Origin of the sequence: Parasphingorhabdus sp. (assembly GCF_036568145.1) — a bacterium.
Lineage (GTDB): Bacteria > Pseudomonadota > Alphaproteobacteria > Sphingomonadales > Sphingomonadaceae > Parasphingorhabdus.
Window position 1 is genome coordinate 1 of record NZ_DATCTC010000021.1, and the last position, 14,343, is coordinate 14,343.

18 protein-coding genes are annotated in these 14,343 nt (G+C 56.0%); 3 read left to right on the plus strand and 15 right to left on the minus strand.

Annotated elements, in window-relative coordinates:
* On the minus strand, positions 1-764 hold a 764-nt coding region (locus tag VIN76_RS07230; RefSeq protein ID WP_332041164.1), incomplete at its 3' end, for an oligosaccharide flippase family protein.
* A gap of 10 nt (positions 765-774) precedes the next feature.
* Positions 775-1,020, minus strand: a complete 246-nt coding sequence (locus tag VIN76_RS07235; protein WP_332041165.1) for a hypothetical protein — start codon at positions 1,018-1,020, stop codon at positions 775-777.
* Positions 1,021-1,279: 259 nt separating this feature from the next.
* On the opposite strand from VIN76_RS07235, the gene VIN76_RS07240 reads away from it, so the two are divergent.
* The 3 genes from VIN76_RS07240 to VIN76_RS07250 all read left to right on the plus strand — a co-directional run bounded on the left by VIN76_RS07240 (position 1,280) and on the right by VIN76_RS07250 (position 4,125).
* Positions 1,280-1,861 carry a hypothetical protein gene (locus VIN76_RS07240; protein ID WP_332041166.1) on the plus strand — a complete coding sequence of 194 codons (582 nt, stop codon included), beginning with the start codon at positions 1,280-1,282 and terminating at the stop codon, positions 1,859-1,861.
* Between the two features lie 159 nt (positions 1,862-2,020).
* Positions 2,021-2,737 (plus strand): response regulator, encoded by a 717-nt coding sequence (locus tag VIN76_RS07245; RefSeq protein ID WP_332041167.1) that lies wholly within the window; start codon positions 2,021-2,023, stop codon positions 2,735-2,737.
* Positions 2,734-4,125, plus strand: a complete 1,392-nt coding sequence (locus VIN76_RS07250) for an ATP-binding protein (RefSeq protein ID WP_332041168.1) — start codon at positions 2,734-2,736, stop codon at positions 4,123-4,125. The genes VIN76_RS07245 and VIN76_RS07250 overlap by 4 nt, the downstream gene beginning before the upstream one ends.
* Here VIN76_RS07250 and VIN76_RS07255 read toward each other — a convergent pair.
* The 13 genes from VIN76_RS07255 to flgB all read right to left on the minus strand — a co-directional run bounded on the left by VIN76_RS07255 (position 4,115) and on the right by flgB (position 14,091).
* A complete protein-coding gene (locus VIN76_RS07255; RefSeq protein ID WP_332041169.1) occupies positions 4,115-4,984 on the minus strand; it encodes a flagellar motor protein MotB in 870 nt (289 codons plus the stop codon). The two genes, VIN76_RS07250 and VIN76_RS07255, sit on opposite strands and share 11 nt — an antisense overlap.
* Position 4,985: 1 nt before the next feature.
* Entirely contained in the window at positions 4,986-5,849 is an 864-nt protein-coding gene (gene motA / locus VIN76_RS07260; protein ID WP_332041170.1) for a flagellar motor stator protein MotA, read from the minus strand.
* A 94-nt stretch (positions 5,850-5,943) separates the two neighbouring features.
* On the minus strand, positions 5,944-6,759 hold the full coding sequence (locus VIN76_RS07265) for a hypothetical protein (RefSeq protein WP_332041171.1): 816 nt from the start codon (positions 6,757-6,759) through the stop codon (positions 5,944-5,946).
* An 18-nt stretch (positions 6,760-6,777) separates the two neighbouring features.
* On the minus strand, positions 6,778-8,109 hold the full coding sequence (gene flgK / locus VIN76_RS07270) for a flagellar hook-associated protein FlgK (protein ID WP_332041172.1): 1,332 nt from the start codon (positions 8,107-8,109) through the stop codon (positions 6,778-6,780).
* Positions 8,106-8,408: a rod-binding protein gene (locus VIN76_RS07275; RefSeq protein ID WP_332041173.1), complete on the minus strand. Its 303-nt coding sequence runs from the start codon at positions 8,406-8,408 to the stop codon at positions 8,106-8,108. The genes flgK and VIN76_RS07275 overlap by 4 nt, the downstream gene beginning before the upstream one ends.
* Positions 8,405-9,493: a flagellar basal body P-ring protein FlgI gene (locus tag VIN76_RS07280; RefSeq protein WP_332041219.1), complete on the minus strand. Its 1,089-nt coding sequence runs from the start codon at positions 9,491-9,493 to the stop codon at positions 8,405-8,407. The genes VIN76_RS07275 and VIN76_RS07280 overlap by 4 nt, the downstream gene beginning before the upstream one ends.
* Positions 9,494-9,566: 73 nt before the next feature.
* Positions 9,567-10,229 carry a flagellar basal body L-ring protein FlgH gene (locus VIN76_RS07285; RefSeq protein ID WP_332041174.1) on the minus strand — a complete coding sequence of 221 codons (663 nt, stop codon included), beginning with the start codon at positions 10,227-10,229 and terminating at the stop codon, positions 9,567-9,569.
* Between the two features lie 8 nt (positions 10,230-10,237).
* The gene (flgG, locus tag VIN76_RS07290; protein WP_332041175.1) at positions 10,238-11,026 is read right to left on the minus strand and encodes a flagellar basal-body rod protein FlgG; all 789 of its coding nucleotides are present in this window, start codon (positions 11,024-11,026) and stop codon (positions 10,238-10,240) included.
* 29 nt (positions 11,027-11,055) lie between these two features.
* Positions 11,056-11,799, minus strand: a complete 744-nt coding sequence (locus VIN76_RS07295; RefSeq protein ID WP_332041176.1) for a flagellar basal body rod protein FlgF — start codon at positions 11,797-11,799, stop codon at positions 11,056-11,058.
* A gap of 24 nt (positions 11,800-11,823) precedes the next feature.
* Positions 11,824-12,654, minus strand: coding sequence for a flagellar hook-basal body complex protein (locus VIN76_RS07300; RefSeq protein ID WP_332041177.1), 831 nt, complete (start codon positions 12,652-12,654; stop codon positions 11,824-11,826).
* 52 nt (positions 12,655-12,706) lie between these two features.
* Positions 12,707-13,342: a flagellar hook assembly protein FlgD gene (locus tag VIN76_RS07305; protein ID WP_332041178.1), complete on the minus strand. Its 636-nt coding sequence runs from the start codon at positions 13,340-13,342 to the stop codon at positions 12,707-12,709.
* Positions 13,342-13,734, minus strand: a complete 393-nt coding sequence (flgC, locus tag VIN76_RS07310; RefSeq protein ID WP_332041179.1) for a flagellar basal body rod protein FlgC — start codon at positions 13,732-13,734, stop codon at positions 13,342-13,344. Before flgC ends, VIN76_RS07305 begins: the two co-directional genes overlap by 1 nt.
* 12 nt (positions 13,735-13,746) lie before the next feature.
* Entirely contained in the window at positions 13,747-14,091 is a 345-nt protein-coding gene (gene flgB / locus VIN76_RS07315) for a flagellar basal body rod protein FlgB (protein WP_332041180.1), read from the minus strand.
* Positions 14,092-14,343 lie beyond the last annotated feature (252 nt).

The following is a 14,343-nucleotide window of genomic DNA, read 5'->3' on the forward strand; positions in this document are numbered from 1 at the left end:
AGATGCGCGTCGAACCAGCGGCCAGCAACCAATATGTCAGCCTGGGTTTGCACGAAGCCGAAAAATTGCCCGACGGCCACCAGCCCGCCATAGCGTGCGATGGAACCGGAACCGCGAAAGTCAAAGCTGGGCCAGAACCACGTACCCGCCGCAATCGTCAGCCCCAGCGCCCGCGTCGTAAACATGGCTATAGGTGCCCAGACCAGAGCCCAGACGCCCCAGCCCGCCAAGGCACCGCCCAGCGCCATTCCTGCCCCGATCAGCGCGGATACCAGATTGACCTGTGCCTGACGGCGAAACTCCATAGTGCGCGCCAATTGTGCGTAGCCGAGTGATGAAAAAGGGATGGTCAGATAGATTAGCGCTTGCACCCGCATCAGATCCGCCACCATCGGCTCCCGATAATATGCGGCGGCCAGCGGAGCGCAGGCTATCTGCGCCAGTGCCAGCGCCCCGTTAAGCAGCAGCAACAGCCCGAAAATTTGCTGCATGGCCCGTTTGTCAACATCCTGACGCTGGATCGCGGCACTGGCAAGGCCGTGCCCGCTGAGCAGGGTCAGCAGCACCAACATGACCTGCGTCATCGCAAAAAGTCCATAATCTTCCGGAGTCAGGATGCGAATGACGAGAAATGTCGAGCCCCAGGCAATCATCTGCCCGGCGATCTGGGAACTAGTGCGCCAGATAACAGCCCGGCGGATCTTCTGACCGAAATCCGGTGTCTGCCCGACCAGTTTATCGCCGGATAGCATTTTGTCTGCCATTTCCGATCGACTAATCCCTTAACGCTGGAATATGTTTGCTGGCGGACAAGCGTTTGCTATTATTAGTATAGTTATTTTGGGACGGTCTTGCGACGAACGTGCGTCCAACCTTTACCCATATGGACTTGCGGCCAAGCCGCGCATTGAACAGGCGGTTGAAGGCCGCTGCTTCGGGCGAGCTGGAATCCGGAGCATCACCATAGATGCGTTTCACCGTTGCTTTTGCTGCCTGTTTCACATCTTCTGCTTTCGTCAATGCGTCAAGCTGCTCTGAATAATGCCGGAGTCTTAAGATTCTGTGTTTGCAATATGATATGATGGCGTTGGAGTCGCCTTCTATACGGTACGCAGCGTCCTTGAAAACTTTCAGTAAAATGAACGTTTCACTGCAGTTGATACAATTTGCGACAATTTTATCCGGTTTTGACAAACTTGCGGTACATATTCGTTTTAGAAGGATGTTCATGGCGACAAATAAGGATCGTCTTCCAGTTTAGTGGATAAGGATGAATATTATGAAAAAGACAATTTTGATTTCTAGCGCAGCTGCTCTTTTGTTTGCAGGTGGCGCTGCAATTGCAGCACCCGGCGGCAATAATGACAATCAGATTACCCGTGATGAAATGATCTCGGCTCTTGAAAAGCGCTGGGAAAGAATGGACGTGAACAAGGACGGGCAGCTTTCAAAGGCCGACCATGAAGCCAGACGTGCAGCCCGCTTTGCTGAGCTTGATACAAATGGTGACGGCGAGGTTTCACAAGCTGAAATGGATGCCCATCACGCCAATCGTAAAGCCGAACGCTTTGCCCGCGCCGATGTTGATGGCAATGGCAAGTTGAGCCAGGAAGAAATGCAGAAGATGCACGGTGATCGCGGCGGAAAGCATTGGGGCAAGCGCGGCGGCGGCAAGCGTGGCATGATGCATAACCGCGGTGTCTTTGGCGACAAGGTGGTTTCCAAAGCCGATTTTCAGGCCGCAGCACTGGCCCGTTTTGACAAGATGGATACCAATAGCGACGGTGTAGTCACTGCCGAAGAACGCAAAACAGCCCGTGAACAACGCCGCAGCGAATGGAAGAACAAGCGGTCACAGTAAAAGAGGCGGTTAATCCCTGACCACTCTTTTATACGAACGGACCATCGGCAATATCCCTCCCTTTGACAGCCGATGGTCCGTTTATTTCGTTGGACCTCTTTTAGTTAGCCACCCTTTTGTTAAAGCCTCCTTTTGATAAACCTATGCTAGGGACATTACATGCCGGGACAAACGCATATCCTATTGGTCGATGACGAGGCCACTTTGCGTGAGCCATTGGCCGAATATCTGACAAAACAGGGTTTCCGCGTTCAGCAAGCCAGCGATGCCAGCCAGGCACGCTCGGTAATGAACGCCTTTAATTTCGATATTATATTGCTCGACATCATGATGCCCGGTGAAGACGGCCTCAGCTTTTGCCGTCACGTGCGCGAAAAAACCGAGATTCCGGTTATTTTCATTAGCGCAAAAGGTGAAGAGCTGGACCGCATTGTCGGTCTGGAACTGGGCGCTGATGACTATATCACCAAGCCGTTTAGCCCCAGAGAATTGGTCGCGCGGATCAAGGTCGTTTTGCGGCGAACCAATAATGGCAATGGCGTGAAGCCCGGAAGCGGTGCTATCTACCAGTTTTCCGGCTGGACCCTGAAAACAGACCAGCGCAGCCTGACCGATAGCGATGGCGTATCGGTCCCGCTGTCCAGCGGCGAATATCATATGCTGCTGGCGCTGCTTTCGCGCGCAGGTCAAGTGTTGAACCGTGACCAGTTGCTCGACATTACACAGGGCCGCGAGGCGCATGCTTTTGACCGCGCCGTCGATAATCAAATCAGTCGTTTGCGCCGCAAAATAGAAGTTGATCCCAAAAACCCGGAAATTATTAAAACTGTTTGGGGCGGCGGCTATGTATTGGCCGGTGACGTTAAAACATTATGAAGCGACTGCTCCCGAAAAGTCTTGTCGGACAGCTATTGGCGCTGGTCTCAATCACGCTGTTAATTGCTCAGGCGATCAACATCACGTTATTATATCGCGGCGCGCAGAGCCAGAAAATGGCGGAAGCCTCTCTTTCGGCGGTTGTCCGGCTTGCCGGTGAAATCGAGCGGATAAACGAGCGGGGTATTGACGAACTGCGCCTTCGGCGTGATGGACGAGTTCGCAGATACCACCCCATCATGACGGCAAATAGCATCATTGGCGAAGGTCAAAAACGATTGCCGGATGCGGAGCAGCGGGCAACTTATGCCTTTGATAATATGGGGGTCGGCGTCCAGACCGTGGAAGTCACGCGCGTGGATAGTCTTCCCCCCAATTTAACGAACAGCGTGATTGGTATGGGTGACCCGCGGCGAAGATTCCGTTCTGCCGATTATCGCAGCGCGCCTGCCCAAGTGGATGGTTTCCTTATCATGTCCGCGCAAATTGCGGATGGACAGTGGTTGAATATCGCATCGGCCATTCGGGGGCAAAACCCGCTCCTGATCCGCTCGCTGCTATTCCAGACGGCGGTAATCTATCTGATATTGCTGATCCCGCTGATCTGGCTGGGCCGCTATATATCCCGTCCATTGAAGGCGCTGACCAAGGCTGCTGAAAATTTCAAACCGGGTTCGAGCGACCCGATCGAAGAAAGCGGACCACCCGATACGAAGCAGTTAACCGCTGCTTTCAATGAAATGAACGCACGTGTCGGTGCGATGCTGGATGAAAAAGATGTGATGCTGGGGGCCATCGGGCATGACCTCCGCACCCCGCTGGCGGCGCTGCGTGTCCGTGTGGAAAGTGTGGAAGATGATAATGAGCGCGAGCGGATGGTTGCCGGGATTGACGATATGGACCGGACGCTGGACGATATTCTGTCACTCGCGCGGCTGGGCAGGGAAAATGAAACGGCGGAACAAACCGATATCAGCGCCTTGATAGAGACAGTGACAGATGAATTTAATGACATTGGCGAGGATGTTTCCTTTGCACGGAGTGGTCGGATAACGGCGAAAATCCGCGCAACGCTGATCCGGCGGGCGCTACGGAACCTGATCGGAAATGCGGTGAAATATGGCAAAAAGGCTGTGATCTCTGTGGATAAAGACGGGGATAAGCTGTCAATACATATCGATGATGAAGGCCCCGGTATTCCCGAAGACCAGATCGCGTCCATGTTCGATCCCTTTGTCCGCGCCGAACAATCGCGCAATCGTGAAACTGGCGGGTCGGGACTGGGCCTGACACTGGCGCGGGCTATCGTCCGTGACCATGGCGGTGATGTTGTGCTTCAAAACCGCGCTGGCGGCGGCCTGCGGGCTTCGCTGATCCTTAATCGCTGATAGGCGCGCCAGCCGGTGTCTGCCAACCCAATGTGATGGAAATTCTGCGGTTGCGCGGATCGTATATATCATGCGGTGTATAGGGTTCGCGGTCCGCCACGCCTTCTATTCTGGCGAAGGCAGTGGGTTCGATCCCGCTTTGCTGAAGCGCTTTGCGGGTTGCCTCTGCCCGTGCGGTGGACAGCATCCAGTTGTTCATTTCGCGCCCCGATGAATAGGGCAGGGCATCGGTATGGCCCCGCACCATCAATGGGTTAGGTGCCGGTTTAATCGCTTGGGCCACTTCCACCAGCAAACGGCTTGCCGGGGGTAATAATGTGTCGGTGGCAAGGGCAAACATCGAAAAGTCGGCTTCATCAATCAGTTCGATCCGCAAGCCTTCCCGCGTTTCGGTGAAGCGGATATTCTTGTGCAGTTTTTGCAGCAACTGGTTTCTGTCCAGCCGTTCCTTAACGCGCTGCTTGACCTTTTCAAACTCTTCCCGGTCCTTGCGTTTCTGAAGTTCATTATCCGCTGTGCTGTTCTGGGGAATGGCGATGGCACGCTCCCCCGTCTGCGCGGCGCGGCTGCGATAATCATCGTCGGAAAGGGTCGAATCCCCGCGAAAGAAACTGTCTGCGCCGGCATTGTTGTTTCGCATTTCAACCAGCGTCGGGGTGAAATATTCCGCCAGCGCCTTGCGCCCCTGTTCGTCGGTTGAGCTTATCAGCCACATCAGCAGGAAAAACGCCATCATCGCGGTGACGAAATCGGCATAGGCGACTTTCCACGCGCCGCTGTGATGGACAACGGGTGATCCCTTTACGATCTTTTTGACAATGACCGGCCTGGGATCAGGGCTGTTTCTGCCGCGCGCCATGTCAGTTTCCGTGCATTCCGTCGAACACGTCTGCAAAGGCGGGCTGGTTGACCTGCATCAATCCGGACCGTGCGGCCTCGATAACCAGAGGTTGGGGATGGCCGTGGAGCGAGGCGATGATAATCTGTTTGACGGTATGATAGATGGCGCCATCGCTTTCGATGACCTGCCGGGCTCGGCTCGCCATCGGGCCGACAAAACCGTAAGCGAGCAACACGCCCAGAAATGTGCCGACCAGCGCAGAACCGATCATCGCTCCCAAAATCTCTGGCGGCTGGTCAATCGCCCCCATGGTTTTAACTACGCCCAGAACCGCCGCGACAATGCCAAGAGCGGGCAGGGCATCGGCCAGGCTTTGCAAGCTATTGACGGGTGCGATGGCTTCGTCATGCTGGGTTTTCAGGCTGTTATCCATCACCTCCTCAACCGCGTGGGTGTCGAGCGTGCCGGACGATACCACCACCAGCCGAAGCGTATCACAAATGAGCGCGACCAGCTTTTCATCGCCAAGCAACCTTGGATATTCGGCAAAGATAAGCGACGCCTGAGGGTCCTCGATATGCGGTTCCAGCACCAACGGCCCCTGAGCGCGCAGGATTTTCATCAGCTTGGAAACAAGGAATATGCAATCGAGGAAATCGGCTTTGCTATAGCGCGGCCCGGTGAACACTTTGGCCACGCCGCCCAGCAATGCTTTCAGCCCCGCGATATTATTGCCGATAATCAGGCCGCCAATCGCCGCCCCGCAAATTATGCCCATTTCGATGGGAAGCGCATAGAGAACCGCGATGATATTACCGCCGGAAAAGGTGAATATCCCGAAGACCATGACCAAAAGGATGACGATACCGATCGCTGCGAACATTCGTATTTCCTGTTATTAAGTTCCGGCGGGTATCCTGCGCTGCACCTGCATCACCCTGCCCCCTGTTGGTAAAACGGATTGATCCGGCGGGTTTTTAGCGGATTTGGTCAAACAGGGATGATTGCTGGATCCTTGTATATGTGGCCTGCGCCGCTTCCAGACTGATGAGCAGTTTCTGCACTTCGGTAATCGCAAGGGCGAGGTCGGTTTCTTCCAGCGTGGCGCGATATTCGCTCACATCAATCTGGCGATCCTCCAGCCGCTTTGCGCCCTGCAAAAGCCGGTCGGTTTCAATGCCATGATTGCCCAATATATTGGCGGCGATACCCGTTTGCAGGCGAAGCGGGTCCAGCAGGGCGCTGCGTGTAGCGGCATCCCCTGTACGCACGGCGGATGCGATGTCGGTGAGGAGCGGGTCCAGCGCAGCAAAATCCGCTTTGGACGGCGCGGCAATGGCGACGACATTATCATCAATCGGGATTTCAAGCGGGGGATTGTCGCTGAACAGCGGGCGACCAAAAGCATTTTCCTGATCCAGCAAATCCGCAATGGTCCAACCAATGCTTTCAATTTCCTGCGCGATTGTTTCCCGGTCTTGGGCCGAAATTGTCTCGCTGCTGGCCTGAACAAGCAGCTCTGTCGCTCTGGTCAACCGGGTATTGATTTCGGTCATCGCTCCGTCGGCCTGCGCAGCTATGGACAGGCCGCGATCAATATTTCGCAGCCATGCGCCCATATTGGCCTGAACCTTGGCCGTGTCGGAAATCTGTGCCCATGCAGCCGGATCTTGCGAGGCGCGGTCGATGCGCCGTCTGGTGGCTATTTGCTCCTGATGGTCGGCAATGCGCTGTGCAAGCTCGCTCTGTAATAAAATGTCCTGGGAAGGCCGGGTGCGATTAACGGATTGCATGGGAAATTCCTTGTTGCTTTAGAATATCGCGAGAATGCTCTGCATGGTTTCGCGGGCGACCTGAATCACGCGGGCGGATGCGTTATAGGCATCCTGAAAACGCAGCAAATCGGCAGCTTCCCGGTCCAGTTCGACGGAGGAAAGACTGTCCCGCGCTTCGCGTGCGGCCTGATGCTGTGTCATGGCGGCTGCATTTTCATTGCGCGCGGATGCAGTAGTGATAGCCTGTGCGCTAATGATATTTGCCCACGCCTGTTCGCTGCCAGCGGGCCCGCGCAGATCCGCAAAAGCCATGATATTGCCACTGGCCGCCCCGCCCGGCGCAGCGAGGGCAAGGTCGGCGGGATCGGTGGAAACCAGTGCCAGTGCGGCGGCTCCGCCCGTGGCATCAAGCAGCGGCGCACCGGGCACCCCGCCATCTGTTTCCCCGGCCGCTTGCCAGCCATTGACATCGGCGGCAAACTGGACGGCCAGATTATCAAGTCCGGCACGCCGGTCGCTATTTGTGGCGGCGCTCAGAACCATGGCAGCAAGCGACCCGCGCGACGGTGCTGATACCGCCGCCCCGCCCACGACAAGCCCGATGGTCCCATCGCCGGCAGCGGTAACGGACAGGGCGTTTGTCTGTCCGACATTGACCAGCGACTGTCCAGCATAGCTGATATTGGCAACGCCCTTGTCGGCAAAGCTGATCGTCACGTCCATACGCTCGGAAATGACGGCCAGTGCCGTGTCGCGTTGGTCGAGCAGCGCGGCCTGCTTGGTCGACCCGTCGGCTGTGCTGCGCAAGGCAAGATTGGTCTTCGCCAGATTGTCCAGCGCATCGTTAAAGACGGCGACTTCCTGCTCCGCCGCGCCGATGATCTGATCCGACAGGGTCGCAAGATCGTTTGCGGTCCGGTTCATTGCCGTAACCGCCGCATCAAAGTCGCTGATAAACTGGTTTCGCAATATATTGTTAAACGGTGCGCCGGCCAGTTCTTCGCCCATGGCAAACAGTTTGCTCAGCTTTGACCCCACCCCATGTTCGGTATCATTCAAGGATGTTTCAATATTGGCCATCCAGCGCGCCCGCGTTTCCGCGCCATAAAGCGATGCGCCCGTCATACGGACATTGGCTTCCAGAAAAGGGTCAGACGCCCGCGCCACCCCGTCAATATCAACTCCGCCAAAATTGATCTGGCTGGTATAATAGGGATTGACCGATGCAGTGGTGCTCAGTTCACTCAGCCGCAGGTCACGGCGAACATAATCGGGATTTTCGGCATTGCTGATATTGGACGAAACCGTTGAAAGCGCCCGCTGATAGGCGCGAATGCCAGACAATCCGATAGAGAACAGGTCGCTCATAATTTATCCTTCCACTGTGCAATCAACAGGTCTGCAATTCCTAGTCCCTTCATTTGCGAGCCTTTTGATTGCGTCATTTCCTCGGCCATGCGGGCATCCATCATGTCGCGAAATTCATCGCTGCCCTTATTGCCCATCAGGTCATCACCCAGACTGGCCTGACGCATGGCGCCAATCATAGTGCGCACAAAAATTGCCTCGAAAGCCTGTGCGGCCTGCTCCAGCTTTTGCTGGTCTGTAGATGGACCATTAGACGAAGGGGCCGATGGGGGAGGAGTTGCGGGCAGGGGCGCTATCATTGGATTAATAGCTCCGCCTTCATCGCTCCGGCCTGTTTCAGCGCTTCCAATATCGCGACAAGATCGCCCGGAGTGGCCCCGATGGCATTGATGGTCTCTACAATCTCGGCCAGCGATGCGCCGCGATTAAAATTGAACATCGGTGCGCCCTGTTCGTCGATCATGATGTCGCTATCCTGTTCAACGGCGGTTTCGCCTCTGCTGAACGGCGCGGGCTGCACTATCATGGGGTTTTCCAGCACCTTTACCGTCAGCTTGCCATGGCTGACCGCGGCGGGTGTGATGCGTACCATGTCGTTGATAACGACCGTGCCGCTGCGCGCATTGACGATGACGCGGGCCGATGCCTTTGCGGGGGTGACCTCGATATTCTCGATCAATCCCATTTGCATGATACGGTGCGCCGCGCCAGTTTCGGTTCGGATCTGGATCGAGACAGCATCAACCGCTTCAGCCATGTCGCCGCCCATTTTGCGGTTAATCGCATCGGCTACGCGCAGAGCGGTGCTAAGGTCAGGTTCGGCCAGGTTAAAGGTCAGATACGGCGCGTCGGCAAAGCCCGTCTCTACGCTGCGCTCAACGGTCGCGCCGCCCGGTATCCGCCCGGCACTGGGAATATTGACCAAAGTCCGCGAACCATCCGCCGCGTCGATGCCAAGTCCGCCGACTGTCAGATTGCCCTGCGCCATCGCATATATCTGGCCATCGGCCCCGCGCAGGGGCATCATCACCAGCGTCCCGCCGCGCAGCGACTCTGCCTTTCCCAAAGCCGAAACAGTAATGTCCAGACGCTGGCCCGGCTTGGCAAAGGGTGGCAGCTCTGCCGTGACGATCACAGCCGCTGCATTTTTGAGTGTCGGATTAACGCCCGGTGGCAGGGTCAGGCCAAACCTTGATACTGTGCCCCTGATCCCCTGCGTGGCATATTCCAGCTTGTCATCGCCGGTCCCCGCCAGACCGACCACCAGGCCATATCCGGTTAGCTGGTTGGTGCGAAGGCCCTGAAAATTGCCAATATCCTTGATACGCGCTGCATCGGCCGGACTTGCGAAGATCAATACCGCAGACGTCAGGAGACCGGTCATGATACTGACCGGAAAACTGGTAAGCAGTTTGAAGAAACAGGATAGGAAGCCGTGTACCATCGTCAATATCCGATCAGAAAGGCGAGATGGTGGAGAAGAATTTCTGCAACCATCCCTGTTTGCTGGCGCGGGCGATTTCGCCTGTCCCGGAATAGCTGATCTTTGCATCGGCGACGCGCGACGACAGCACGCGGTTGTCCGCGCTTATATCTGCTGCGCGCACGATGCCGGTCATCTGGATATATTCCTGTCCGCGGTTGAGGTTCAGCAATTTCTCGCCCTTCACTTTCATGGTGCCATTGTGGTAAACTTCCGCAATCGTGACACTGATTTCCCCGAACAGGCTGTTGGTTTGCGCTGCCCGTCCTGAACCAGAGAACGACTGGTCGCCGCCCATATTTATGTCGCTGGCGTCAAAAAGTGCGAGCGGCCCGGTTGTCGGCGGTTCCAGGCCAAAATTACCGCTTTTGCTGGTCGATGCGCTGTTGCTTTTGGTGGCAGCTGTGCGCTCGACAAGCTGGATGGTAATGATATCCCCGACCATGGCAGCGCGGGCGCCGCTGGTCAGCGCGGCATAGCCATGGGCGGCCTGGAATATCGCGCCATCATGCTGCGTCATTTCGGCCTTTTCCGGCGCAAGGACGGGTTCAAAGCCGGGCTGTGGCCACTCTTTTCCTCCGCCAAGACAAGCGGACAGGGCAAGGACGGGCAACAGGGATGTGACGGCTTTCTTCATGGGACAGATCACAATTGCTGGTTCACAAATTGCAGCATCTCATCGCTGGCCGTAATCATCTTGCTGTTCACTTCATAAGCGCGCTGCGTTTCGATCATATCGACCAGTTCCTCGACTATATTGACGTTGGACTGTTCCAACGTGCCCGAACGCAAGCGGCCCCGCCCGTCCTGACCGGCGGCCCCTGTCTGGGGCGGTCCACTGGCGTCGCTTTCGGAGAGCAGGTTGTTGCCAAGCGGCTTCAGTCCGGCCGGATTGATGAAAGATGCCGTCTCGATCTGCCCCAGTTCTGTGACTTCCGATTCTCCCGGCAGAACCGCAGAGATGATTCCATCGCTGGCTATCGTGAGACCGCTTGTGCCCTCGGGAATCTGGATTTCGGGGATAAGCGGCAGGCCGTCTGCGGTGACGATATTGCCTTCCGAGGTGCGGCTGAAATTTCCTGCTCTAGTGAATCCAATCTCTCCATCCGGCATTTCCACCTGAAAATAACCGGGGCCTTCAATAGCAATGTCGAGCGCGTTTCCGGTGGTTTGAAGTGTTCCCTGCGTTTCAATCCGCGCCGTGCCTTGCACCGCGACACCCGTGCCCAGTGATAATCCGATGGCATATTGGTTCTGCGCGTCTGAAGGCGCACCGGGGGTGATATTATGCTGATAGGCCAATGTTTCAAAACTGGCACGCTGTCTCTTGAAACCTGTGGTGTTCACGTTGGCCAGGTTATTCGCAATGACGCGCATTTTTGTATTTTGCGCATCCAGTCCCGTGCGCGCGACCTGCAAGGCTCCGTTACTCATCGTCTATTCCTCTCTTGTGATTTCTGCCGTTAGAAATTGGGCAGTTGCATCAAGCTGGCACCACTGCTGTCGAGTTCTTTCGCGGTGGACAGCAATTTGACCTGTGTTTCCCACGCCCGGCTGGCCTCGATCATATCGACCAGAGATGCGGTCATGTTGACATTGGACCCTTCCAGCGCTCCGGAAGTGAGCCGTGCGTCGGCATCTGCCGGTAATGCGCCGCCGCGCACCCGGAACAGGTTGTCATTGCCTTTAACGATATCGCTGCCGGTAAAGGACACGAGTGCCAGCCGGTCAACCTGCTGCATCTCGCTATCATTGCTGCCTTGTGGTAAAATCCAGACGCTGCCATCTTTTGCGATGCTGATTTTGTCCGCAGGTGGCAGGATCAGTGGCCCGTTTTCACCCAGAACAGGATCACCCGCTCCGGTTGTGACAAGACCGGTTTCGCTGAGGCTTAGGTCACCGCGCCTTGTATAAGCGGGTTCGCCATTGGCTCCCTGAACCGACAGCATGGCGTCGCCGTCTAGCGCAATGTCCAGTGCTCTTCCGGTGGCGGTAACAGACGCCGAAGCAAGGTCGGCCGCCAAAATCCGTTCATAGGCGATGGCGCGGCTGTCCAATTGTGCGCTGGAGAGATGTTTTGCCTTTGCATTGACAATTTCTGCCCGAAAGCCGTTGGTTCCGGCATTGGCCATATTGTTCGCAATCGCCGTTTGCCTCGCCATAATGCCCTGCATGGCCGACAGACTGCTGTGGATCATTTTGTCCATATTAAAATGCCTCCCTGCGCTTTATCAGACTTGCAGGTTGATGATGGTCTGGGTCAGCGTATTGGCGGTTTCAATCGCTTGTGCATTGGCCTGAAAATTACGCTGCGCCCCGATCAGGGAGACCAGTTCTTCGGTCAGGTCGACATTGGCACGCTCCAGAGTGCCGGAACGGACTTCGCCCAGAGAACCTGTAGCGGCGGCATTGATTTGCGGATCACCGCTATCCCCGGTTGCTTGCCAATGTGCGTCACCAATTGGCCGCAAGCCTTCTACATTGGTAAAGGATGACATGGCGATAGAGCCCAGATTCTGTGTGTTTCCGTTGGCAAAGGTTGCGGTGACAAGCCCGGCCTTACTGATCTCGACATTCGCCAGAACGGCGGCCGGATCGCCCGGATCAAATTCGGGAAGCGTGAAGTCGAGCATGTCGCCAATGGCGGTAGAAGTGACGATGCCGTTTGCGTCCACCGGGAGCAATTGAACTTTGCTGCCCAGTGTATCAATAACTTCGCGGTCCGAATTGATGCCGAACGCGCCGTTGCGGGTAAAGCTGAGTTCTTCGCGTGGCGGCTGTCCGCGGACTGCAAAAAAGCCGTCACCTGCAATGGCAAGATCCAGTGTTTTGCCGGTGGATTCCAGCGTTCCTTGCGCAAATTGCTGGGTAATACCGTTCAGGCGGACACCTTGCCCGGCAACCGTTTTGGTTGACTGTGTCGGTGCGGCTGCAAACAGGTCGCCAAAGATCGCACGGCTGCGCTTAAAGCCGACCGAACCGGCATTGGCGACATTATTGGATATGGTCGAAAGATCAGTTTGCGCACCTTTAAGGCCCGACAGGGAAGTGTAGAAAGACATGTAGTTTCTCCTTGAAAAGAGGCGGTGTTGTTAAGCAGTAAAGAGACGCAAATTAGCTAAGGCGGATAGCGTCAGAGACGGCGAATTCCCCGCGCGGCGTCAAAAGCCGGGCGTTGGCGGCGTCTGCCGGTGACTGCACAGCATTGACCGTAGTCCAGGAGGACAGGCCGGAAATCGCGCCGCCATTCACCCTTATTTTTAGCGGGCCAAGTCCAAGCGGTTGGCCATGACTGTCCAGCGCGTCCCATTCAAATGCTATAGGCCCGGCGTCTTGTTCGCCCAGTTCAATGGCTTGGACAATTTCTCCGCTTACATTCAGGAAGTCGATGGAGAGATTGGAGGCGGTCGCGGTTAGTGTGAATTCCCCGGCATATTGGCCTGAATCGCCCGGAACTGCCATGTTTCCGCGCAGCAGGACATGGCGGCCCAGCCAGCTTGACGCATCGCCAATGCGGCCGGAATCCGAAAGGTTTTTCAGTGTGCTGTTCATTTCCTCGATCCCCGCCAGGGTCGAAAATTGCGCCATCTGGCCGACCATCTGGTTGTTATCCAGCGGTTTGAACGGGTCCTGCATTTTAAGCTGCGCCGTCATCAGGCGCAGGAATGCGGCCTGATCGAGATTGCCGCCCGACAGGTTGGAGCTGGAGCGGCTTGTGAGCGCTGGAGCAATGTCGTTTATTATGGTCATTATTTCCCCATCCTTATGGTTTCCAATATGAGTGATTTGGCGGTTTGGAGGACCTGCACGTTATTCTGATATTGCCGGGCGGTTTCGATCATCTCGACCATCTCGGTCGGTTCATCGACCCCGGCCTCCCATACATAGCCATCGCCATCTGCCATCGGATTGGCCGGATCATGCCGCTTTTTTGGCTGCGTATCGGATTGCACAATGCGCTCGACATCGACCGTGGCCATATCCGGACCATTCGAAAAAGTACGAAAAACGGGTTTCAGCGCGCGAAAGGCGTCGTCCTCGCTACCCGCCACGGACCTGGCATTTGCCATGTTTGAAACGGTTGTATTCAGCCGGGTTAGCTGGGCCGCCATCGCGCGTCCGGCAACGTCAAATATATTCATCGGACCGGCCATCTATTCGCCCACCATCGCGCGGCGCAGCGTTCCGATGCGCCCTTCCAGAAAGGATAATGTCGTGCGATACTGCACCGCATTTTCGGCAAAGAGCGTCTGCTCGGTGGAGAGTTCCACCGTGTTACCGTCCAATGCGGGGGACAAGGGGATACGGTAGCCGATATGCTGATCCGTGCTGTCAGCCAGCGGTTCCCCGTCGGCTAAGGCTGCAATCGCCTTGTCGAAATCGAGATCGCGCGCTTTATAATTGGGTGTCGCCGCATTGGCGATATTGGATGCCAGCATGTTCATCCGCTGCGATTGCAGCGCCAGCGCGTCCCCATATATGCCGAAAATCCTGTCCATAGCCGGAACCCGTGCTCCCTGTTGCGAGATTATATTTGGTCTGTGCTGTCCGTTTTGAAAAAGCAGACGGCTTCTCAGTCACCCCTTTCGCAAAGGGTGTGCCAAAGTTAAAAAGCCCCTTGTTTCGGCCATTTTTCCGATGGAATCATTCCTAACCGTCAAAAAACTGCGCCAGATTTTTGGCGTTCCGCGCCATTTTTTTGTCGCCGCCATGACCACTTTATTGCGCTAGGCCAGGGACCGCGCGGTTAC

What these genes read in the sequence shown, in the direction of transcription:
- VIN76_RS07240 (WP_332041166.1), top strand. Translation starts at nt 1,280, where the DNA reads ATGAAAAAGACAATTTTGATTTCTAGCGCAGCTGCTCTTTTGTTTGCA.
- VIN76_RS07245 (WP_332041167.1), top strand. Translation starts at nt 2,021, where the DNA reads ATGCCGGGACAAACGCATATCCTATTGGTCGATGACGAGGCCACTTTG.
- VIN76_RS07250 (WP_332041168.1), top strand. Translation starts at nt 2,734, where the DNA reads ATGAAGCGACTGCTCCCGAAAAGTCTTGTCGGACAGCTATTGGCGCTG.
- VIN76_RS07255 (WP_332041169.1), bottom strand. Translation starts at nt 4,984, where the DNA reads ATGGCGCGCGGCAGAAACAGCCCTGATCCCAGGCCGGTCATTGTCAAA.
- motA (WP_332041170.1), bottom strand. Translation starts at nt 5,849, where the DNA reads ATGTTCGCAGCGATCGGTATCGTCATCCTTTTGGTCATGGTCTTCGGG.
- VIN76_RS07265 (WP_332041171.1), bottom strand. Translation starts at nt 6,759, where the DNA reads ATGCAATCCGTTAATCGCACCCGGCCTTCCCAGGACATTTTATTACAG.
- flgK (WP_332041172.1), bottom strand. Translation starts at nt 8,109, where the DNA reads ATGAGCGACCTGTTCTCTATCGGATTGTCTGGCATTCGCGCCTATCAG.
- VIN76_RS07275 (WP_332041173.1), bottom strand. Translation starts at nt 8,408, where the DNA reads ATGATAGCGCCCCTGCCCGCAACTCCTCCCCCATCGGCCCCTTCGTCT.
- VIN76_RS07280 (WP_332041219.1), bottom strand. Translation starts at nt 9,493, where the DNA reads ATGACCGGTCTCCTGACGTCTGCGGTATTGATCTTCGCAAGTCCGGCC.
- VIN76_RS07285 (WP_332041174.1), bottom strand. Translation starts at nt 10,229, where the DNA reads ATGAAGAAAGCCGTCACATCCCTGTTGCCCGTCCTTGCCCTGTCCGCT.
- flgG (WP_332041175.1), bottom strand. Translation starts at nt 11,026, where the DNA reads ATGAGTAACGGAGCCTTGCAGGTCGCGCGCACGGGACTGGATGCGCAA.
- VIN76_RS07295 (WP_332041176.1), bottom strand. Translation starts at nt 11,799, where the DNA reads ATGGACAAAATGATCCACAGCAGTCTGTCGGCCATGCAGGGCATTATG.
- VIN76_RS07300 (WP_332041177.1), bottom strand. Translation starts at nt 12,654, where the DNA reads ATGTCTTTCTACACTTCCCTGTCGGGCCTTAAAGGTGCGCAAACTGAT.
- VIN76_RS07305 (WP_332041178.1), bottom strand. Translation starts at nt 13,342, where the DNA reads ATGACCATAATAAACGACATTGCTCCAGCGCTCACAAGCCGCTCCAGC.
- flgC (WP_332041179.1), bottom strand. Translation starts at nt 13,734, where the DNA reads ATGAATATATTTGACGTTGCCGGACGCGCGATGGCGGCCCAGCTAACC.
- flgB (WP_332041180.1), bottom strand. Translation starts at nt 14,091, where the DNA reads ATGGACAGGATTTTCGGCATATATGGGGACGCGCTGGCGCTGCAATCG.